Origin of the sequence: Variovorax sp. V93 (assembly GCF_041154485.1) — a bacterium.
Taxonomy (GTDB): Bacteria; Pseudomonadota; Gammaproteobacteria; order Burkholderiales; family Burkholderiaceae_C; genus Variovorax; species Variovorax beijingensis_A.
On the sequence record NZ_AP028670.1, the window covers coordinates 516,027 to 531,308 of the forward strand.

General features: G+C 69.4%; 18 protein-coding genes. 12 read left to right on the plus strand and 6 right to left on the minus strand.

Annotated elements, in window-relative coordinates; all coding sequences use genetic code 11:
• Positions 1–241 precede the first annotated feature (241 nt).
• From ACAM54_RS28430 to ACAM54_RS28450, 5 genes are read left to right on the plus strand one after another with little or no spacing between them, the layout of a single operon-like run.
• Positions 242–766: a CBS domain-containing protein gene (locus ACAM54_RS28430; RefSeq protein WP_192325744.1), complete on the plus strand. Its 525-nt coding sequence runs from the start codon at positions 242–244 to the stop codon at positions 764–766.
• A gap of 27 nt (positions 767–793) precedes the next feature.
• Positions 794–1,024: a hypothetical protein gene (locus ACAM54_RS28435; RefSeq protein ID WP_192325746.1), complete on the plus strand. Its 231-nt coding sequence runs from the start codon at positions 794–796 to the stop codon at positions 1,022–1,024.
• Positions 1,025–1,075: 51 nt separating this feature from the next.
• The gene (gene groL / locus ACAM54_RS28440) at positions 1,076–2,704 is read left to right on the plus strand and encodes a chaperonin GroEL (protein ID WP_369651530.1); all 1,629 of its coding nucleotides are present in this window, start codon (positions 1,076–1,078) and stop codon (positions 2,702–2,704) included.
• Between the two features lie 31 nt (positions 2,705–2,735).
• Positions 2,736–5,117, plus strand: a complete 2,382-nt coding sequence (lon, locus tag ACAM54_RS28445; RefSeq protein ID WP_369651529.1) for an endopeptidase La — start codon at positions 2,736–2,738, stop codon at positions 5,115–5,117.
• Between the two features lie 7 nt (positions 5,118–5,124).
• Entirely contained in the window at positions 5,125–5,310 is a 186-nt protein-coding gene (locus ACAM54_RS28450) for a hypothetical protein (protein ID WP_369651528.1), read from the plus strand.
• Between the two features lie 34 nt (positions 5,311–5,344).
• On the opposite strand, the gene ACAM54_RS28455 is transcribed toward ACAM54_RS28450, so the two are convergent.
• From ACAM54_RS28455 to ACAM54_RS28470, 4 genes are all read right to left on the minus strand, one after another.
• Positions 5,345–5,617, minus strand: a complete 273-nt coding sequence (locus tag ACAM54_RS28455) for a YqjD family protein (RefSeq protein ID WP_369651909.1) — start codon at positions 5,615–5,617, stop codon at positions 5,345–5,347.
• A 120-nt stretch (positions 5,618–5,737) separates the two neighbouring features.
• Positions 5,738–6,391 carry a BON domain-containing protein gene (locus tag ACAM54_RS28460; protein WP_192325754.1) on the minus strand — a complete coding sequence of 218 codons (654 nt, stop codon included), beginning with the start codon at positions 6,389–6,391 and terminating at the stop codon, positions 5,738–5,740.
• Between the two features lie 229 nt (positions 6,392–6,620).
• On the minus strand, positions 6,621–7,616 hold the full coding sequence (locus ACAM54_RS28465; RefSeq protein WP_369651527.1) for a hypothetical protein: 996 nt from the start codon (positions 7,614–7,616) through the stop codon (positions 6,621–6,623).
• Between the two features lie 63 nt (positions 7,617–7,679).
• Positions 7,680–8,474 carry a Crp/Fnr family transcriptional regulator gene (locus ACAM54_RS28470; protein WP_369651526.1) on the minus strand — a complete coding sequence of 265 codons (795 nt, stop codon included), beginning with the start codon at positions 8,472–8,474 and terminating at the stop codon, positions 7,680–7,682.
• A gap of 216 nt (positions 8,475–8,690) precedes the next feature.
• On the opposite strand from ACAM54_RS28470, the gene ACAM54_RS28475 reads away from it, so the two are divergent.
• The 4 genes from ACAM54_RS28475 to ACAM54_RS28490 all read left to right on the plus strand — a co-directional run bounded on the left by ACAM54_RS28475 (position 8,691) and on the right by ACAM54_RS28490 (position 11,752).
• A complete protein-coding gene (locus tag ACAM54_RS28475; RefSeq protein ID WP_192325759.1) occupies positions 8,691–9,200 on the plus strand; it encodes an ornithine carbamoyltransferase in 510 nt (169 codons plus the stop codon).
• Between the two features lie 120 nt (positions 9,201–9,320).
• The gene (locus tag ACAM54_RS28480) at positions 9,321–9,974 is read left to right on the plus strand and encodes a BON domain-containing protein (protein ID WP_192325761.1); all 654 of its coding nucleotides are present in this window, start codon (positions 9,321–9,323) and stop codon (positions 9,972–9,974) included.
• Positions 9,971–10,693 (plus strand): acetoacetyl-CoA reductase, encoded by a 723-nt coding sequence (locus tag ACAM54_RS28485; RefSeq protein ID WP_192325763.1) that lies wholly within the window; start codon positions 9,971–9,973, stop codon positions 10,691–10,693. Before ACAM54_RS28480 ends, ACAM54_RS28485 begins: the two co-directional genes overlap by 4 nt.
• 69 nt (positions 10,694–10,762) lie before the next feature.
• Complete coding sequence (locus tag ACAM54_RS28490) at positions 10,763–11,752, plus strand: zinc-dependent alcohol dehydrogenase family protein (protein ID WP_369651844.1); 990 nt, start codon at positions 10,763–10,765, stop codon at positions 11,750–11,752.
• Between the two features lie 35 nt (positions 11,753–11,787).
• Here the strand turns inward: ACAM54_RS28490 and ACAM54_RS28495 are convergent, their stop codons facing one another.
• Both ACAM54_RS28495 and ACAM54_RS28500 read right to left on the minus strand, forming a co-directional pair.
• Complete coding sequence (locus ACAM54_RS28495; RefSeq protein WP_369651525.1) at positions 11,788–12,189, minus strand: hypothetical protein; 402 nt, start codon at positions 12,187–12,189, stop codon at positions 11,788–11,790.
• 50 nt (positions 12,190–12,239) lie between these two features.
• Entirely contained in the window at positions 12,240–12,662 is a 423-nt protein-coding gene (locus ACAM54_RS28500) for a universal stress protein (RefSeq protein WP_192325765.1), read from the minus strand.
• 136 nt (positions 12,663–12,798) lie between these two features.
• On the opposite strand from ACAM54_RS28500, the gene ACAM54_RS28505 reads away from it, so the two are divergent.
• From ACAM54_RS28505 to ACAM54_RS28515, 3 genes are read left to right on the plus strand one after another with little or no spacing between them, the layout of a single operon-like run.
• Positions 12,799–13,326, plus strand: a complete 528-nt coding sequence (locus tag ACAM54_RS28505) for a flavodoxin family protein (protein ID WP_369651524.1) — start codon at positions 12,799–12,801, stop codon at positions 13,324–13,326.
• Between the two features lie 11 nt (positions 13,327–13,337).
• A complete protein-coding gene (locus ACAM54_RS28510) occupies positions 13,338–14,837 on the plus strand; it encodes a trypsin-like peptidase domain-containing protein (protein WP_318646698.1) in 1,500 nt (499 codons plus the stop codon).
• Entirely contained in the window at positions 14,834–15,208 is a 375-nt protein-coding gene (locus tag ACAM54_RS28515; RefSeq protein WP_192325769.1) for a TraR/DksA C4-type zinc finger protein, read from the plus strand. Before ACAM54_RS28510 ends, ACAM54_RS28515 begins: the two co-directional genes overlap by 4 nt.
• Positions 15,209–15,282: the final 74 nt, after the last annotated feature.

Below are 15,282 nucleotides of genomic sequence, written 5' to 3' on the forward strand. Positions count from 1 at the left end.
GGATGCGCGAAGACAGGGACATGCACTTTCCTCAGCAAGACCCGCCGCCAGCGACGAGCCGGGATCGCGTCCATGGTCGCTGCCGCCGATTCACGCCGGCTCGAGGAAGCCGCAGTGCGGCATCCGCCCCGGCGCCGGCCGCCTCCTTGATCCAGCGCAATGCGCCACCGCCCGCGCTCTCCAGAATGGACAACGCGTTTCTCCATGTCTCACCAACCCCCGAAGTTCGAAAGAAGGTCCCATGAACATCTCATCCATCTGCACACGGCGCCTGGTGGCCGTGGACGGCGGCAGCACGCTCTTCCAGGCAGCCGCCATGATGCGCGAGCAGCACGTCGGCGCCCTGGTCATCACTCACTCTGTGGGTGGGGGCGCGTCCGTGAGCGGCATCGTCACTGATCGCGACCTTGTGATCGAGGTCCTGGCCCAGGGCCTGGATCCCGCGGGCATCAAGGTTGGCGAGCTCGCGAGCGAGACGATCGTGAGCGTGACGGAGAACGCAGACCTGGCCGACACCATGGCCGTCATGGAAGAGCATGGCGTGCGGAGGGTGCTGGTGACCGATGCCGAGGAACGCGTCGTCGGCATCGTTGCGCTGGACGACCTGATGGGCGCCTGCGCGGACGAGATCGCCGGCCTGTCCAAGGTGATCCGAAGCGGGCTTCAGCGCGAGACCGTGCAAGTCGACGACATGCCGCCGATGCCGCCACTGCCGCTGCGGGTGCCTTCGGTTGGCACGGCCGGCTGGAACACGGTGGTCGGCTAGGCCGGACTACCGGCGTCAAGGCACGCCATGAAGATCACTGTCCGCCTGTCCGGCAAGACGTCGTGCGAACTGCAGGTCGGCACGACCCATCATCCGCACCCGGGCCCGCTTCCCCAGGTGGGCGAGACCCTCGTGGTCCCCGACGACGCGGACGTGCCGCCGGACGCCAAGGGCCGGCTCAAGGTACGCAGGATCGTGTGGCACTACAGCCCCGCATCGGCCACGCTGTGGCCCGAAATCGTCTGCAGGCCGGCCTGATCGCTGAATCCGCGCGGCGTGTACGCCGCCGCTACCGTGGAGAGGTCCTCGATGACTGCCAAGCAACTGCTTTTTCGGGAAGAGGCACGCGACAAGATCCGCCGCGGCGTGGATGCACTGGCCGAGGCGGTGAAGGTCACACTGGGTCCGCGCGGACGCACCGTGATCATCGACAGCGCGTACGGCGCGCCGCAGATCGTCAATTCCGGCGTGGTCGTCGCTCGGGCGGTCGAGCTGGAGGACCGGTTCGAGAACATGGGCGCGCAGTTACTGCGGGAAGTTGCGGCCCGCACCAGCGAGATGGCGGGCGACGGCACCACCACCGCCACCGTGCTGGCCCACGCGATGATCCAGGAAGGGCTGAAGTACCTGGCTGCGGGCATGAACCCCATGGACCTCAAGCGCGGCATCGATCTCGCGGTGGCTGCGGTCGTGGACAGTTTGAAGGTGCTCTCGCAACCCTGCACGAGTTCGCAGGAGATCGCGCACGTGGCCGCGATCTCGGCCAACAATGACCGTTCTATCGGGGACCTCGTCGCCCGCGCGATGGACAAGGCCGGCCGCGAGGGCGCCGTCTCCATCGAGGACGGCTCGGGGCTCGTCAGCGAGCTGGAGATCGTCGAGGGCATGCAGTTCGACCGAGGCTTCCTGTCGCCCTACTTCATCAACAACGCCGAGAAGCAGACCGTGCTGCTGGAGAACGCCCTGGTGGTGCTGTGCGACCAGAGGCTGTCGACCATCAACGACCTCGTCCCGCTGCTCGAAGCCGCGGCGAAGTCGGGCGACCCCCTGCTCGTGATCGCCGAGGATGTGGATGCGGACGCCCTGGCCACGCTGGTGATCAACAGCATGCGCGGCGTCGTGAAGACCTGCGCGGTCAAGGCGCCGGGCTTCGGCGACCGGCGCAAGCTGCTGCTGCAGGACATGGGCATCCTGACCGGCGGGCAGGTGATCTCGACCGAGCTGGGCCTGAGTCTGGCGAAAGCCACGCTCGACCACTTGGGCCGTGCACGCCGCGTGGTGATCGACAAGGACAGCACCACGCTCATCGGCGGTGCGGGCGAACCCGCGGCCATCCGCGAACGGATCGCCGCAATTCGCCAGGAGCGGGAGGCGCAGACCAGCGACTACGAGCGCACGCAGCTGGACCAACGCATCGCGAAGCTCTCGGGCGGCGTGGCGGTGATCAAGGTGGGTGCCGCGACCGAGACCGAACTGAAGGAGCGCAAGCTCCGCGTCGAAGACGCGCTGCATGCGACACGGGCGGCCGTGGAAGAAGGCATCGTCCCGGGCGGCGGCGTGGCCCTGTTGCGGGCACGCAGGAGCCTGGGCCAGCTGGCCGCTCCCACCATCGACCATGGGTCGGGTATCAGGATTGTCCAGCGCGCGCTGGAGGAGCCCCTGCGCCGCATTGTCAGCAATGCGGCCGACGAGCCGTCCATCGTGCTGGCCAGGGTCGACGAGGCGACCCAGCCGAGCTACGGCTACAACGCGGCGACCCGCGAGTACGGCGACATGCTGGAGATGGGCGTCATCGATCCCGCCAAGGTGACGCGCCTGGCCCTGCAGAACGCCGCATCGATCGCCAGCCTGATCCTGACCACCGACTGCATGATCGCCATCGCTCCCAAGAAGGAAGCTCCGGACGCGCAGCGCGGCTCCGGCGGCGATCTCTACTGAAGCGCGGCGTTCGCGCCTCACGGAGAATCCCATGACCACTGCCCCCGCCCCGCCCTCCGCTGCTGCGCTGCCCGAGGTGGTGGCGCTGATCCCGATGCGCAACCTCGTGCTGTTCCCGCATGTCGTGACGGCCGTGAGCGTGGGACGTGAGAAATCGATTGCCGCGCTCCAGCAAGCGATCGCCGGCGAGGTGCCCATCGGCATCGTCCTGCAGAAGGAGCCGGGCGAAGACGATCCGTCGGTCGCGAGCCTATGCGTCGTGGGTACCCTTGCGAGAATCGTGCAGCACATCGACTCCGGCGAAGGACAGTACCACGCCGTCTGCCAGGGCTTGAAACGGTTCCGCATCGTGGCGCCTGTGGAAGGCCAACCCTATCTCGCTGCCAGGATCGAGATCGTCGAGGAGGCCGCCGACGTGTCCGCCGAGTCCGAGGCGTTGGCGCTCCAGCTGCGGGAGCGCGCGACCGAGCTGCTGTCGCTGTTGCCCAGCGTGCCGGCGGAGCTGGTGCATGCGCTGCAGACCACGCGGGAGCCGTCCGCCCTGGCCGACATCACGGCCAGCGTGATCGACGCCGACGTGAACGAGAAGCAGGCCTTGCTCGAGATGCTGTCGCCCTCGGAACGCATCGGCCAGCTCCTGAAGCTGCTCTCGCACCGCCTGGAGGTTCTTCGGCTGTCGCGGGAAATCGGCGAGCGGACCAAGGAGCAGCTCGACGACCAGCAGCGCAAGTTCGTGTTGCGCCAGCAGCTGAAGACGATTCAGGCCGCGCTGGGCGAAACAGGCGCCGACGACGAGGAGTTCGCGCGGATCGAAGCGGCGATTGCCGCGGCCGGCATGCCTGCGGACGTCGAGGCGCACACCCGCAAGGAACTCGGCCGCCTGCGCGGGATGCCCGACGCGTCGGGCGAATACTCGATGCTGCGCAACTACCTCGACTGGATGGTGGAGCTTCCGTGGACCATCGAGCCGGAAGCGCCGCTCGACCTCGCGGCGGCGCGCCGGTCGCTCGAGGCCGACCATTTCGGGCTCGAGCGCGTGAAGCAGCGCATCGTCGAGTTTCTCGCGGTGCGAAAGCTCAACCCCATCGGCCGCGCGCCCATCCTGTGCTTCGTGGGGCCGCCCGGCGTCGGCAAGACCTCGCTCGGCCAGAGCATCGCGCGCGCGATCCAGCGCCCCTTCACGCGCGTGTCGCTCGGAGGGGTGCACGACGAGGCGGAGATCCGGGGGCACCGGCGCACCTACATCGGCGCGATGCCCGGCAACATCGTGCAGGGACTGCGGCGTGCCGGCGCCCGGGATTGCGTGATGATGCTCGACGAGATCGACAAGATCGGCGCCAGCGCCCACGGCGACCCGTCGGCCGCGCTGCTCGAAGTGCTCGACCCCGAGCAGAACAACAGTTTCCGCGACAACTACCTCGGCGTGCCGTTCGACCTGAGCCGGGTGGTGTTCATCGCCACCGCGAACGTGATCGACAACGTCCCGGCGCCGATGCGCGACCGGATGGAGGTGATCGAACTGCCGGGCTACACGCAGGAAGAAAAGATGCAGATCGCGCAGACCTACCTGATCCAGCGCCAACGCGAATCCAACGGCCTGAAGGAAGGGCAATGCGAGATCTCGGCCGACGCGCTGCGGTCCATCGTTTCGGACTACACCCGCGAGGCGGGGGTGCGCCAGCTCGAGCGCGAACTCGGGCGCGTCATGCGCCACGCCGCAGTGAAAGTCGCCGAAGGCTCGACGGCCGATATCCGCATCGACGCATCCGACCTGGAGGCCATCCTGGGCCCGGCGCCCTACGAACACGAGGCCGCGCTGACCGGCAACGGCCACGTGACGGGCGTGGCCACCGGGCTGGCGTGGACGCCCGCGGGCGGCGAGATCCTCTTCATCGAGGCCACCCGCGTGCCGGGCAACGGCAAGCTGAACCTCACAGGGCACCTGGGCGAGGTGATGAAGGAGAGCGCGCAGGCCGCGCTCACGCTGATGAAGGCGCGCGCGGCCTCGCTGGGCGTGTCGCCGACGGGTTTCGCCGACGTCGACATCCATCTGCACATCCCGGCCGGCGCCATTCCCAAGGACGGTCCGAGCGCCGGTGTTGCGCTTTTCATCGCGCTGGCGTCGCTATACACCGGCAGGCCGGTGCGCCACGACGTGGCCATGACCGGCGAGATCAGCCTGCGCGGCCTGGTCCTGCCGGTCGGCGGCATCAAGGAAAAGGTGCTCGCGGCGCAGCGCGCCGGTGTGCGCACCGTGCTGCTGCCATCGCGCAACCTGAAGGACCTGCGCGATGTGCCCGACAGCGTTCGCGCGACGCTTCGCATCATCGGTCTGGACACGGTGGACGACGCGATACGCGACGGATTGACTCCCGCCGAAGAACCGCCGCGCACCGGCGCGGCGGGCGCCTGAGGCGCGCATGCCCTGGACCGACGAGCGCTACCCCCCCGCGATGCGCCGGCTGCCGCCGCGCGTGCGGCAAAAGGCGGTGGAGATCGCCAACGCCCTGCTCGCCGAGGGATATGACGACGGGAAAGCCATCCGCATCGGCATCGCCAAGGCAAGAGAATGGATAAGCCGCCAGCCGCCGGGCGGCGGCCGCTGAGCCGGGAACACCTCGCGATCGCGGCCCGCGCGCCTCAGCGCCTTGCCGCCAGGATTCCGATGACGATGCCGGCCACCGCAACGACGCCGATCGCGCTGTACGGGTGACGGTGGATGGCCCGGTCCGTGCGGCGGACCGCCGATCTCGCCGCGCGCACGGTGTCGTCCTGCAGCGCATCGACCTGCGAGCATGCGCGCTGGAAGTTCGCGATCAGCTTGTCGCCGGCCGCGGCGAACCGCCCCTCGCCGATCGTCTCGTCCAGGGCCCGCTCCAGCGCTTGCGTGGCGGCGTGAATTGTCGTGTTCATGGCATCGTCCTTTTTCATCGGGTTGGCGTGCATCCGGCACGCATCGCCCATGCTAGGCATGCCGTGCTCGCGCCGAATTGACGCACCTCAAGGGAACCTGCCGCAACGCGCCGGTGCCGATCAGCCCGCCACCCTGAGTTCGTTCACCACGTTCGATATGCCCGGGCTCGACCACGCGGCCCCTTGCGCAGCCGCACGGGCCGCCCAGGAATGCACCGTGCCGCGCAGGATGACGCTGGCACCGCTGACGACCACTTCGATGCGGTCGGACGCGTCCTGGGCCTGGCGCTCGAGCGCTTCGCGAATCGGGGTTCCGATGTCGGCCGGGATGAGGTGTGCCTTCAGTGCGATGCTGTTCTGGACTCGCACGACACCGACCAGCGCCTCCACCGCACGCACAGCCGCATTGCGCTGATACTCCCAATCGAGTTCGCCCTTGAGGTGGATCCGGCCGTTGTCAACGCTCACCTGGATGCGATGCGGGGGAATTTCCGAATGCCATTTCAGGGCAGCCTCCGCGGCCGCTGCGATTTCCGAGTCGCTGCGCTTGTGCCGGGGCGACAACTCGACATCGAGCTTGATGGCCAGCGCCCGAACGCCTCGCACGCGCTGCACGGCACGTTCGATGGCGAGCTTCTCGGCACAGGTGTCGAGGTGGCCTCTCAGCGTCACCACGCCGTGCCTCACCGCCACCCCGACATTCGCGGCGTTGACGGCAGGCTCCCATTCCAGTTCGCGGGCCACCTCATTCTTCAACTGCGCATCGGACTTCATGATTCACCTCCCTGCCGCCGGGGGTGGAACCCGCCGGAGTTTCGAAGACCGGCAGAACAAGGCCGATGGAGGTGCCGCGCCCGGGCGCGGATGCGATGCGCAGGCAACCGTCGGACTGGATCGAGAATCCCGCCACGGCCGGCGTCATGCCCGTGCCGTTGTCGGGCGAGCAGGGCAACGGCCAGCGCGAACACCAGGGCCAGCCGGGGCCGCATTCCTTGCTTCATGTTCATGAAGGCTCCGAAGCCGCCGGAGCATCCGGCATGGAGGACCAGGAAGTGCTGGCGAAGGCAGCAATGAAGCGCCTCAGGTCGCCGGCGCCCAGGCTGTCGATGCCGGCGGCGCGGGCGCGCCCGGCGCCCCCGAACCGGCGGCACAGCGCGTGGGCGCCCTGCGGATGCGCCAGCGGCGCGCGCACGCTGGCGACATAGCCTTCGCCCCCCGGCCTCAGCACAGCATGCGCCAGGCCCGGCGCCTCGGTGGCGAGATGATTGGCGAAGCACCCGAGCACGCGCCGGCTCCATGGCGCGTCGGGCAGCATGTGCACGCGGCCCGCAGGGCCCTGCCAGAGCAGGGTCGCCCTCGCCGCCTGGCGCAGATCGCTGCGTCGCATGGCGTCGATGTCCTCGACGATGGATTCGCGCGCCATCATGTCGCGCGGATCTGCGTAGCGCGCCATGAGCGGGTACAGCAGGCGGGGCGGAATGCAGACATCGCGCTCGTCGTCGCCGTAGGCGTTGTAGTTGATCAGCTCGCCCAGTCGCCGCAGCCCCGCGCGGTCGCCGGGCTCGACACCGCCGTCAAAGTCCAGCCGGTCGGCGACCGCAGCCAAGTTGTCGCCATAGGCGCCGACGAGGGCCCAGGCGCGGTGCGCACCGCCCAGATGGGCGTCGACCAGAAGGCTGGTGCAGGCATCGCTCGCCTCGTCGACGTGGGATTCCAGGCAGGGATGGGAGGGAAGTCCTCCGCTCGCGTGATGGTCGAAGTAGCGCACGTGCACGCCCCGTGTGAGCAGCCGCAACAGGCCGGCGCGATTGCGCTGCATGGACAGGTCGAACACATTGACTTCGTCGCCCGCCTGCGCATCGACGACCCGGTCGAGCAGCGCCAGATCGCGCTTCAGCCCGGTCACCAACTCGGCCGGCCGGGTGTCCTCAAGACGCCACTGGACGACCGCGCAGAGACCGTCGGCATCCCCGTTGCAGACGTCGAAGCATCGCGCCATGGTGGATTGTTCCCGCTGCGGGGGCCGGTTGCCGATCCGGATCGACCCGCCGCGCCGCACGCCTCACTGCAGCATGGCGGGCGCGGGCACGGGCGCAAGGCAGCGCTGCACGAAGGCCGACAAGGCCCCCACGTCCGGGATCTGCACGTCGCGACGCCCCTTCTCCACGAACTCGATCACCTTGTCGCGCGCCAGCCTGGACAGCGCCCGGCTCACGCTTTCGAGCGTCATGCCGAGGTAGTTGCCGATCTCGGCGCGCGTCATGCGCAGCGTGATCTGGTCGGTGCGCATGCCGCGCTCGGCCAGCGATTCAGCCCAGTAGCGCAGGAAGTCGGCCACGCGGGCGTCAGCCGGCAGCGTGCACACCGACATCAGCGAATCCCGGTCATGGGCGATCTCGCGGCTCATCGCAGTGTGGAACACCTGCAGCAGCGCAGGCTCGGCCAGGCAGGCGGCCAGCAGCGCCTCGTAGGAGACGACCCAGACCTCGCCCGTGTCCATCGCCACGGCGTCGCAGGAATAGTGGTTGGCGGCGATGCCGTCGAAGCCGAGCCAGTCGCCGCGGAACTTCAGGCCCACCACCTGCTCGCGCCCGTCCGCGGACAGGTTCACGATCTTGAAGAAGCCCGAGTTCAGGATGTAGAGATTGCCGAAGCGCTCGCCGGCCTGGTAGATCAGGTCGCCCGCATGCACGACGCGGCGCTGCGGGTTGAGGCGCTCCTTCAGCAGCTGCTGCGTCTCCACCAGCTTCTGGCTGGCCCGCTCGTGGACCGCCAGGCCGGCTTTCGGCACGGCGCGTGCAGCCAGGAATCCGTTCATCGCAGGTGCGGCGGCTTGGGTCAGGGACGGGTTGAACATGTGGAAGCTCCTGGTGTAGATGGTGAGTCGCGGGTCGATGGAGGGATGCTAGGAAGCGCGCGGCAACACAGTGACAACGGCCGGAATCGGTGGGTAACGCTCGGTGAATGCTTTGTGTCCGGCGCGTATCAGCGCCGGTGCAACCGGACTTGATCTGTATCAAGCCCGGCCTGCCCCCGCCCGGCTAACCTCTGCGCACTCACACCCAGGGGGTTCATGCTCTTTCCCTTCGAGAACCACAATGTCTCGGCATTCCATGCGCTGTCGCCCGCGGAGGAGACGGCGCTGGTGGGCCGTGCGCGCCTGCTGCAGGCGGCATTCCTGCGGGGCGCCCTGTCGCCGCAGCTCAGGGGCAAGAAGCTCGGGATCCTCTGCGACGAAGGCGCCGACGGCACCGAAAGCCGGCTGCTGTTCCAGCGCGCGGCCGAGGAGCTGGGCGCGCACGTGGCAACCATCCGCCCCGCGCTCTCGAATCTCGGCAGCCCCGCCGAAGTGCAGCACAGCGCACGCATCCTCGGCCGCTTCTACGACGCGCTGGAGTGCCAGGGCATGGCGCCCGAGGTCGTGCGGCAGATCGGCCTGAAGGCAGGCATTCCCGTCTACGACGGCCTCGCTTGTGCAAGCCACTCCACGGCCCGGCTCGCCGAGCTGCTCGACGAGCGGACCTCGCCGGCGGACAACCGGCGCTTCGTGGTGCAGGCACTGCTGCTGGGCAGCGTCGCCTGAGCCGGCGCGTGAATTGATCCAGCGCAATACGCCGGGCGCACGGCGTTCCTAGAGTGGATGCACGGTTGCCGACGGCTTTTCTCGGGACCGATCCCAAGTTCATTCACTGAAGGAAACCTCATGAAAACCGATGCGCAATTGCGAGACGACATCCAGGCGGAACTGGCCTGGGACCCGTCGTTCAAGGCCTCCGACGTCGGCGTGATCGTCAAGGACGGCGTGGCCACCCTGACCGGCCATCTGGCGAGCTTTGCCGAGAAGTACGCCGTCGAACGCGCGGTGCAGCGCGTGCACGGCGTGAAGGCCGTGGCCGTCGAGATCACGGTCAAGGTTCCGTTCGACAACGAGCGCACCGACGCCGACATTGCGATGGCCGCCGAGCGGGCACTCGAATGGAACGTGCTGGTGCCGGACGGCAAGATCCGCCCGATGGTGGAAAAGGGCTGGCTCACGCTGAACGGCGAGGTCGAGTGGGAGTACCAGCGCCGGGCCGCGGAAAGTGCCGTGCGCAACCTGATGGGCGTGCGGGGCGTGTCCAACCTCGTCAACGTCACGCCCAAGGTCAGGCCGGCCGACGTCGAGAAGAAGATCCACGAAGCGCTCGCGCGCCAGGCCGACCGCGAAGCCAAGCACCTGGCCATCACGGTGAACGGCTCGCAGGTCACGCTGCGCGGCAAGGTCCATTCCTGGGCCGAGCGCAATGCGGTGCAGGGCGCGGCCTGGGCGGCGCCCGGTGTTTCGCTGGTCGTGAACGATCTCGCGGTGGACAATTGAGCCGCGTCGCACTGGTCACCGGCGGAACCTCCGGCATCGGAGCGGCCACGGCCGAGGCGCTGCAGTCTGCCGGTTACCGCGTGGCCGTCAACCACGCCAGCCGCCTGCAGGTTGCCGAGGCGTTCACCGCGCGCACCGGCATTCCGGCCTTTGCCTGGAACGTGGCCGACGCGCAGGCCTGCGCCGCCGGCGTGGCCCGCGTCGAGGCGGCGCTGGGCCCGGTGGAGGTGCTCGTCAACAACGCGGGCATCACGCGTGACGCGATGCTGCACAAGATGAGCTTCGAGCAATGGAAAGAGGTGCTCGACGTCAACCTCGGCGGCTGCTTCCACATGTGCCGCGCCGTCATCGGCGGCATGCGCGAGCGGCGCTTCGGACGCATCGTGAACCTCGGGTCGGTCAACGGCCTGTCGGGTCAGTTGGGCCAGACCAACTACGCAGCGACCAAGGCCGGGCTGGTGGGCTTCACGAGGTCACTGGCGCTTGAAGGCGCCTCGCACAACATCACGGCCAACGTGGTGGCGCCGGGCTACACCGACACCCCCATGGTCGGGGCGGTCGACCCGCAGGTGATGGCACGCATCCTGACGAGCATTCCGGCCGGCCGCCTGGCCACGCCCGCCGAGATTGCGCGCGGCATCGCGTTCCTGGCTTCGGACGACTCGGGTTTCATCACCGGCATCACGCTGTCGATCAACGGCGGCAAATACATGGGCTGAGCCACGCGCCGACCGCGGCCTGCCTCTTCCCGGAAGGCGAGTTCCGACATGACTGACGAACCCGACACCATGCGCGCCATGGTCCTGCCCGCGGCGATGCTGCCCCTCGAGATGCAGCGCCGCAGGATCCCGGCTCCCGGTGCGGGCGAGCTGCGCCTGCGCGTGCTGGCCTGTGCAGTCTGCCGCACCGACCTGCACATCGTCGACGGCGAGCTGCCGCTGCCCGTGCTGCCGATCGTGCCGGGCCACGAGATCGTGGGCGTGGTGGAAGCGCTCGGCGCGGGTGTCGAAAGCCATCGCGTCGGCGACCGGGTGGGCGTGCCATGGCTGGGCCACAGCTGCGGCTGCTGCGCCTTTTGCGCCGAGGGACGCGAGAACCTGTGCGACGCGCCGCGCTTCACCGGCTATCACCGCGACGGCGGCTTCGCGAGCCATGTGGTCGCCGAGGCGGCGTTCTGCCTGCCGCTGTCCATGCCCGAAGCCGATGCCGCCCGCATCGCGCCCTTGCTGTGCGCCGGCCTGATCGGCTGGCGCAGCCTGAAGGCCGCCGGCGAGGGCGCGCACCGGCTGGGCCTCTATGGATTCGGTGCCGCGGCGCATCTGGTGGCCCAGGCCGCCAAGGCCCAGGGGCGCGAGGTCTACGCGTTCACCCGGCCCGGCGACCTCGCGGCCCAGGCCTTCGCGCGCAGCCTCGGCGCCGCATGGGCGGGCGATGCCGACAAGCGCCCGCCCGAGCCGCTGGATGCGGCCATCATCTTCGCGCCCGCCGGCGAACTGGTGCCGGCGGCCCTGCGCGCGGTGCGCAAGGGCGCCCGGGTGGTCTGCGGCGGCATCCACATGAGCGACATCCCGGCCTTTCCCTACCGGCTGCTGTGGGAGGAGCGCAGCCTGGTGTCGGTAGCCAACCTGACACGCGCCGACGCGCGCGAGTTCCTCGATTTCGCGCAGGCGCATCCGCTGCGGGTGCATGCCACGACCTATGCGCTGGCGCAGGCCAACGAGGCACTGGCCGACCTGCGCGCAGGCCGGATCGAGGGCGCTGCGGTGCTGGTGCCTTGAGCGGGCCGCGCCGCTGCGGCACGGCGCCGAGCTGGCTAGCGTGCGGGCGACGGGGGCTTTTCGCGGTCCAGCATCATCTGCGTGGCCATGTCCTTCATGGCCATGCAGCGCTTCATCATGTCGCCGGCGGGGGCACCGGGCTGCGCGGCCGGCGCCGCACCCATCTGGCACATCATCGACATCCCGCCCTGCATGGCCTCCATGTGTTCGGCCATCAGCGCCTGGCGTTCCTGGGGCGTGCGGGCGCCCATCATCTTCCGATGCATCTCGCGCATCCGCGCCATCTGCTGGTCCGGCGTCAACGCCGGGGTCGCAGGCCCCGCGGACGGATGGTGCAGCGCATGGTCCTTGTCCTGCGTGCCGTCCCTCGAGGGCAGCGCGGTGCAACCGGCCAGAAGGGCCAGCGCGGCCGCTCCCAGCATGTGGGCAGTTTTCATGGCAGATCCTTTCGGCGTTGGAAAAACATCCTCGGTGCGGCCACGGCCACTCAGCGCACCAGCAGCACGGGCACCGTGCAACGGGCCAGCACCTTCATCGCCACCGAGCCCAGCACGAGGTTCGCCAGTGCGCCGTGACCGCGCGACCCCATGATCACGAGGTCGAACTTTCCATGCGTCGCAAAGGCGGCGATCTCGTCCGCCGGATGGCCCACCTTGTGGGCGAAGGCCGCCTCGATGCCATGCACGGCGAGCGCCGCACGCACGGGATCGAGAACGTCGCGCGCCTCGCCGTCGTAGAAGTTGTGCACGAGGTCCGGGCCGGCAAATGCCGCGGCGCGATGCGGCACCGGAAGCACGGCATTGAAGACCGTGAACGCATGGCCCGCGTTCGACCACTCCTTGTGCGCGGCCAGGTAGTCGAGCATGCGGGCCGTGTATTCGCTGCCGTCGACGGCGAGAAGGATTTTCATGGTGTTCCTTTGCGGATCGTGTTCGAGATGGCCGGATCTTCGCCGCCGGCGCGGCAAGCGGGCTTGTTCCAGATCAAGGCCGCGGCGCCGCGCGCGGCCTACATTGGCCTTTCCTGAACACACACCAAGGACCGCCATGAACCAGATCCTCGTGGTCGTTTACTCCTACACGGGAACGTCCCGCAAGGTGGCCGAGCTGCTGTGCAGCCAGCAGGGCTGGCCCATGGCCGAGATCGTCGAGACACGGCCGCGCGCCGGTGCGTCCGGCAGCTGGCGCTGCATGCTCGATTCCTTCTTTCGCCGGCGCCCCGCGATCCGCTACCAGGGCCCGGAGACAGCGCAGTTCGATGCCGTGGTGCTGGTGTCGCCGATCTGGGGCCAGCGCCTGGCCGGTCCCATGCGCAGCTTCGTGGCCGCGCAGTGCAATCACCTGCCCGATGTGGCCGTGATATCGGTCATGGGAGGGCGCGGCGCCCCCCATGCCGTGGCCGAGATCGGCCGCCTGCTCGGACGCACTCCCATCCTCGACACCGCGTTCACCACGCGCGAAGTCGACAGCGGCAGTTTCGCCGCGCGGCTGCAGGGCTTCGGCACGGCGGTGCGCGCCGCCGAAGGCACGCAGCCGGCGGTCCGGCCCGCCACCCTCTCGCCCCAGGCTTCCTGACCAGGTATTCCGTGCCATCGATCCCCCGCTTCATCCTCGCCCCGGCGTGTGCCGGCCTGTTCGCGCTGCTCGCGGCCTGCGCCACGGCGCCCTTGCCGGTCGCGGCGCCGGCGTCCGACGCCGCGCGGTCCGGCGGGACGCCTCCGGCACCGGCCTTCTCCTCGCTGGTGGCCAGCCGAAGCGCCTCGGTGGTCGACATCAGCACGCTGCGCATCGGACGCGACCAGAATCCGGAGGACATCGAGCTCGAAATCGCGCCCGAGCGCGACTTTGCCGACCGCCTCGCCTGGCCGCTGCCGGCCAGCGTGCACATCAGCCAGATCCGCGACCTGGCCTCCGGCGTGATCATCAGCAGCGACGGCCTGATCCTCACGAGCGCGCACGTGGTCGCGGACATCGACGAAGCCCAGGTCCGGCTCGATGACGGCCGGCGCTTTGCGGCGCACGTGGTCGGCGCCGACAAGCGCACCGATGTGGGCCTGCTGAAGATCGATGCCGGCGGCCTGTCCGCCGCCGTCATCGGAGACTCCTCGCGGCTCGCGCCCGGCGACTGGGTGGCCGCCATCAGCGCGCCGTTCGGCTTCCATGGCAGCGTCACCGCGGGGGTGGTCAGCGCCGTCGACCGCCTCGTGGGCGGGGCCGGCGACGTGCCCTTCATCCAGACCGATGTCGCCATCAATCCGGGCAGTTCCGGCAGTCCGCTCTTCGACAGCCGCGGCGAGGTCGTCGGCATGAATTCGATGATCTACAGCGGCAGCGGCGGCTACATGGGCCTGTCGTTCGCGGTGCCCATCAACCTCGCGATGCGCATCGCCACGCAGCTGCGCGCGGGCGGCACGGTCCGGCGCGCCCACCTGGGCGCGGAGTTCCAGGAGATGACGCCCGAGCTGGCCCAGTCCTTCGCGCTGCCCGCGGCTTCGGGGGCGCTGGTGGTCCGCGTCGATGCGGACAGCCCGGCGCAGGCTGCCGGCCTGCTGCAGGGCGACATCGTCACGGCCTTCGACGGCATTGCGGTCTCGCGCCTGACGGACCTGCTGCGCCAGATCGAGGACCGCATCCCGGGCGACCGCAGCCGCATGGAGATCTGGCGGCACGGCGCGCAGCACACCGTCTGGGTCACGCCGTCGCAACAGCGCGTGGCCCGGACCGCCTTTGCGCCTGCGGCCCCGCCCGAATGGAACGACGGCCTGGGCCTGAGCCTGGGCGAGGTGTCTGCGGCGCAGATGGCGCAGCTGCGCATCGGCAGCGGCCTGCTGGTGCGCGACGCCACCGGGCTCGCGCGCAGCGAAGGCATCCGCGCCGGCGATTTCATCGTCGCCGTCAACGACATGCGCCTCGATCGCGTCGATCAGTTCAGGCAGGCACTGGCGCGCGCGCCGGCCGGCCGGCCGATCGCATTGCTGGTGCTGCGCGACGGACGGCAGGCGTATGTCGCCGTGCGCATGCCGCAGCAGCGGGCGGCCGCGACCTCCTCTTTTCCTCGACCGCCGATTTCAACGAGAACGCCATGAAACACCTGAACGCAAGCGACCGCGACATGCTGGCCCGGAAGCTCGAATTCCTGAAGAGCCAGGCACTGGATGATCTGCGCGCAAGCGCCCCCGGCGTTCCGTCAGCCGCGGCCGACGACGCGCACGAGGTCCGAAGCCATGCCGACGAGGCCGAGACCGAGCGCCAGGACGACGTGCGCTTCGCGGAGATCGAGGTCGACCGCCGGCGGCTGAGCGAGATCGAGCAAGCGCAGCAACGCATGTCCGAAGGCCGCTACGGCATCTGCACCGACTGCGGCGAAGACATTCCGCGCGAACGGCTGCTGGCGCAGCCGATGGCCATCCGCTGCGCCGCCTGCCAGGCCGCGGCCGAGCGGGCCCGGCACCGCTGAGCGCCATCCGGCACCGACCGCCGCCCGGTTCCCTGCCGCTGGCTTGACATGGCGCAAGTCCGCGCGCGCGCACC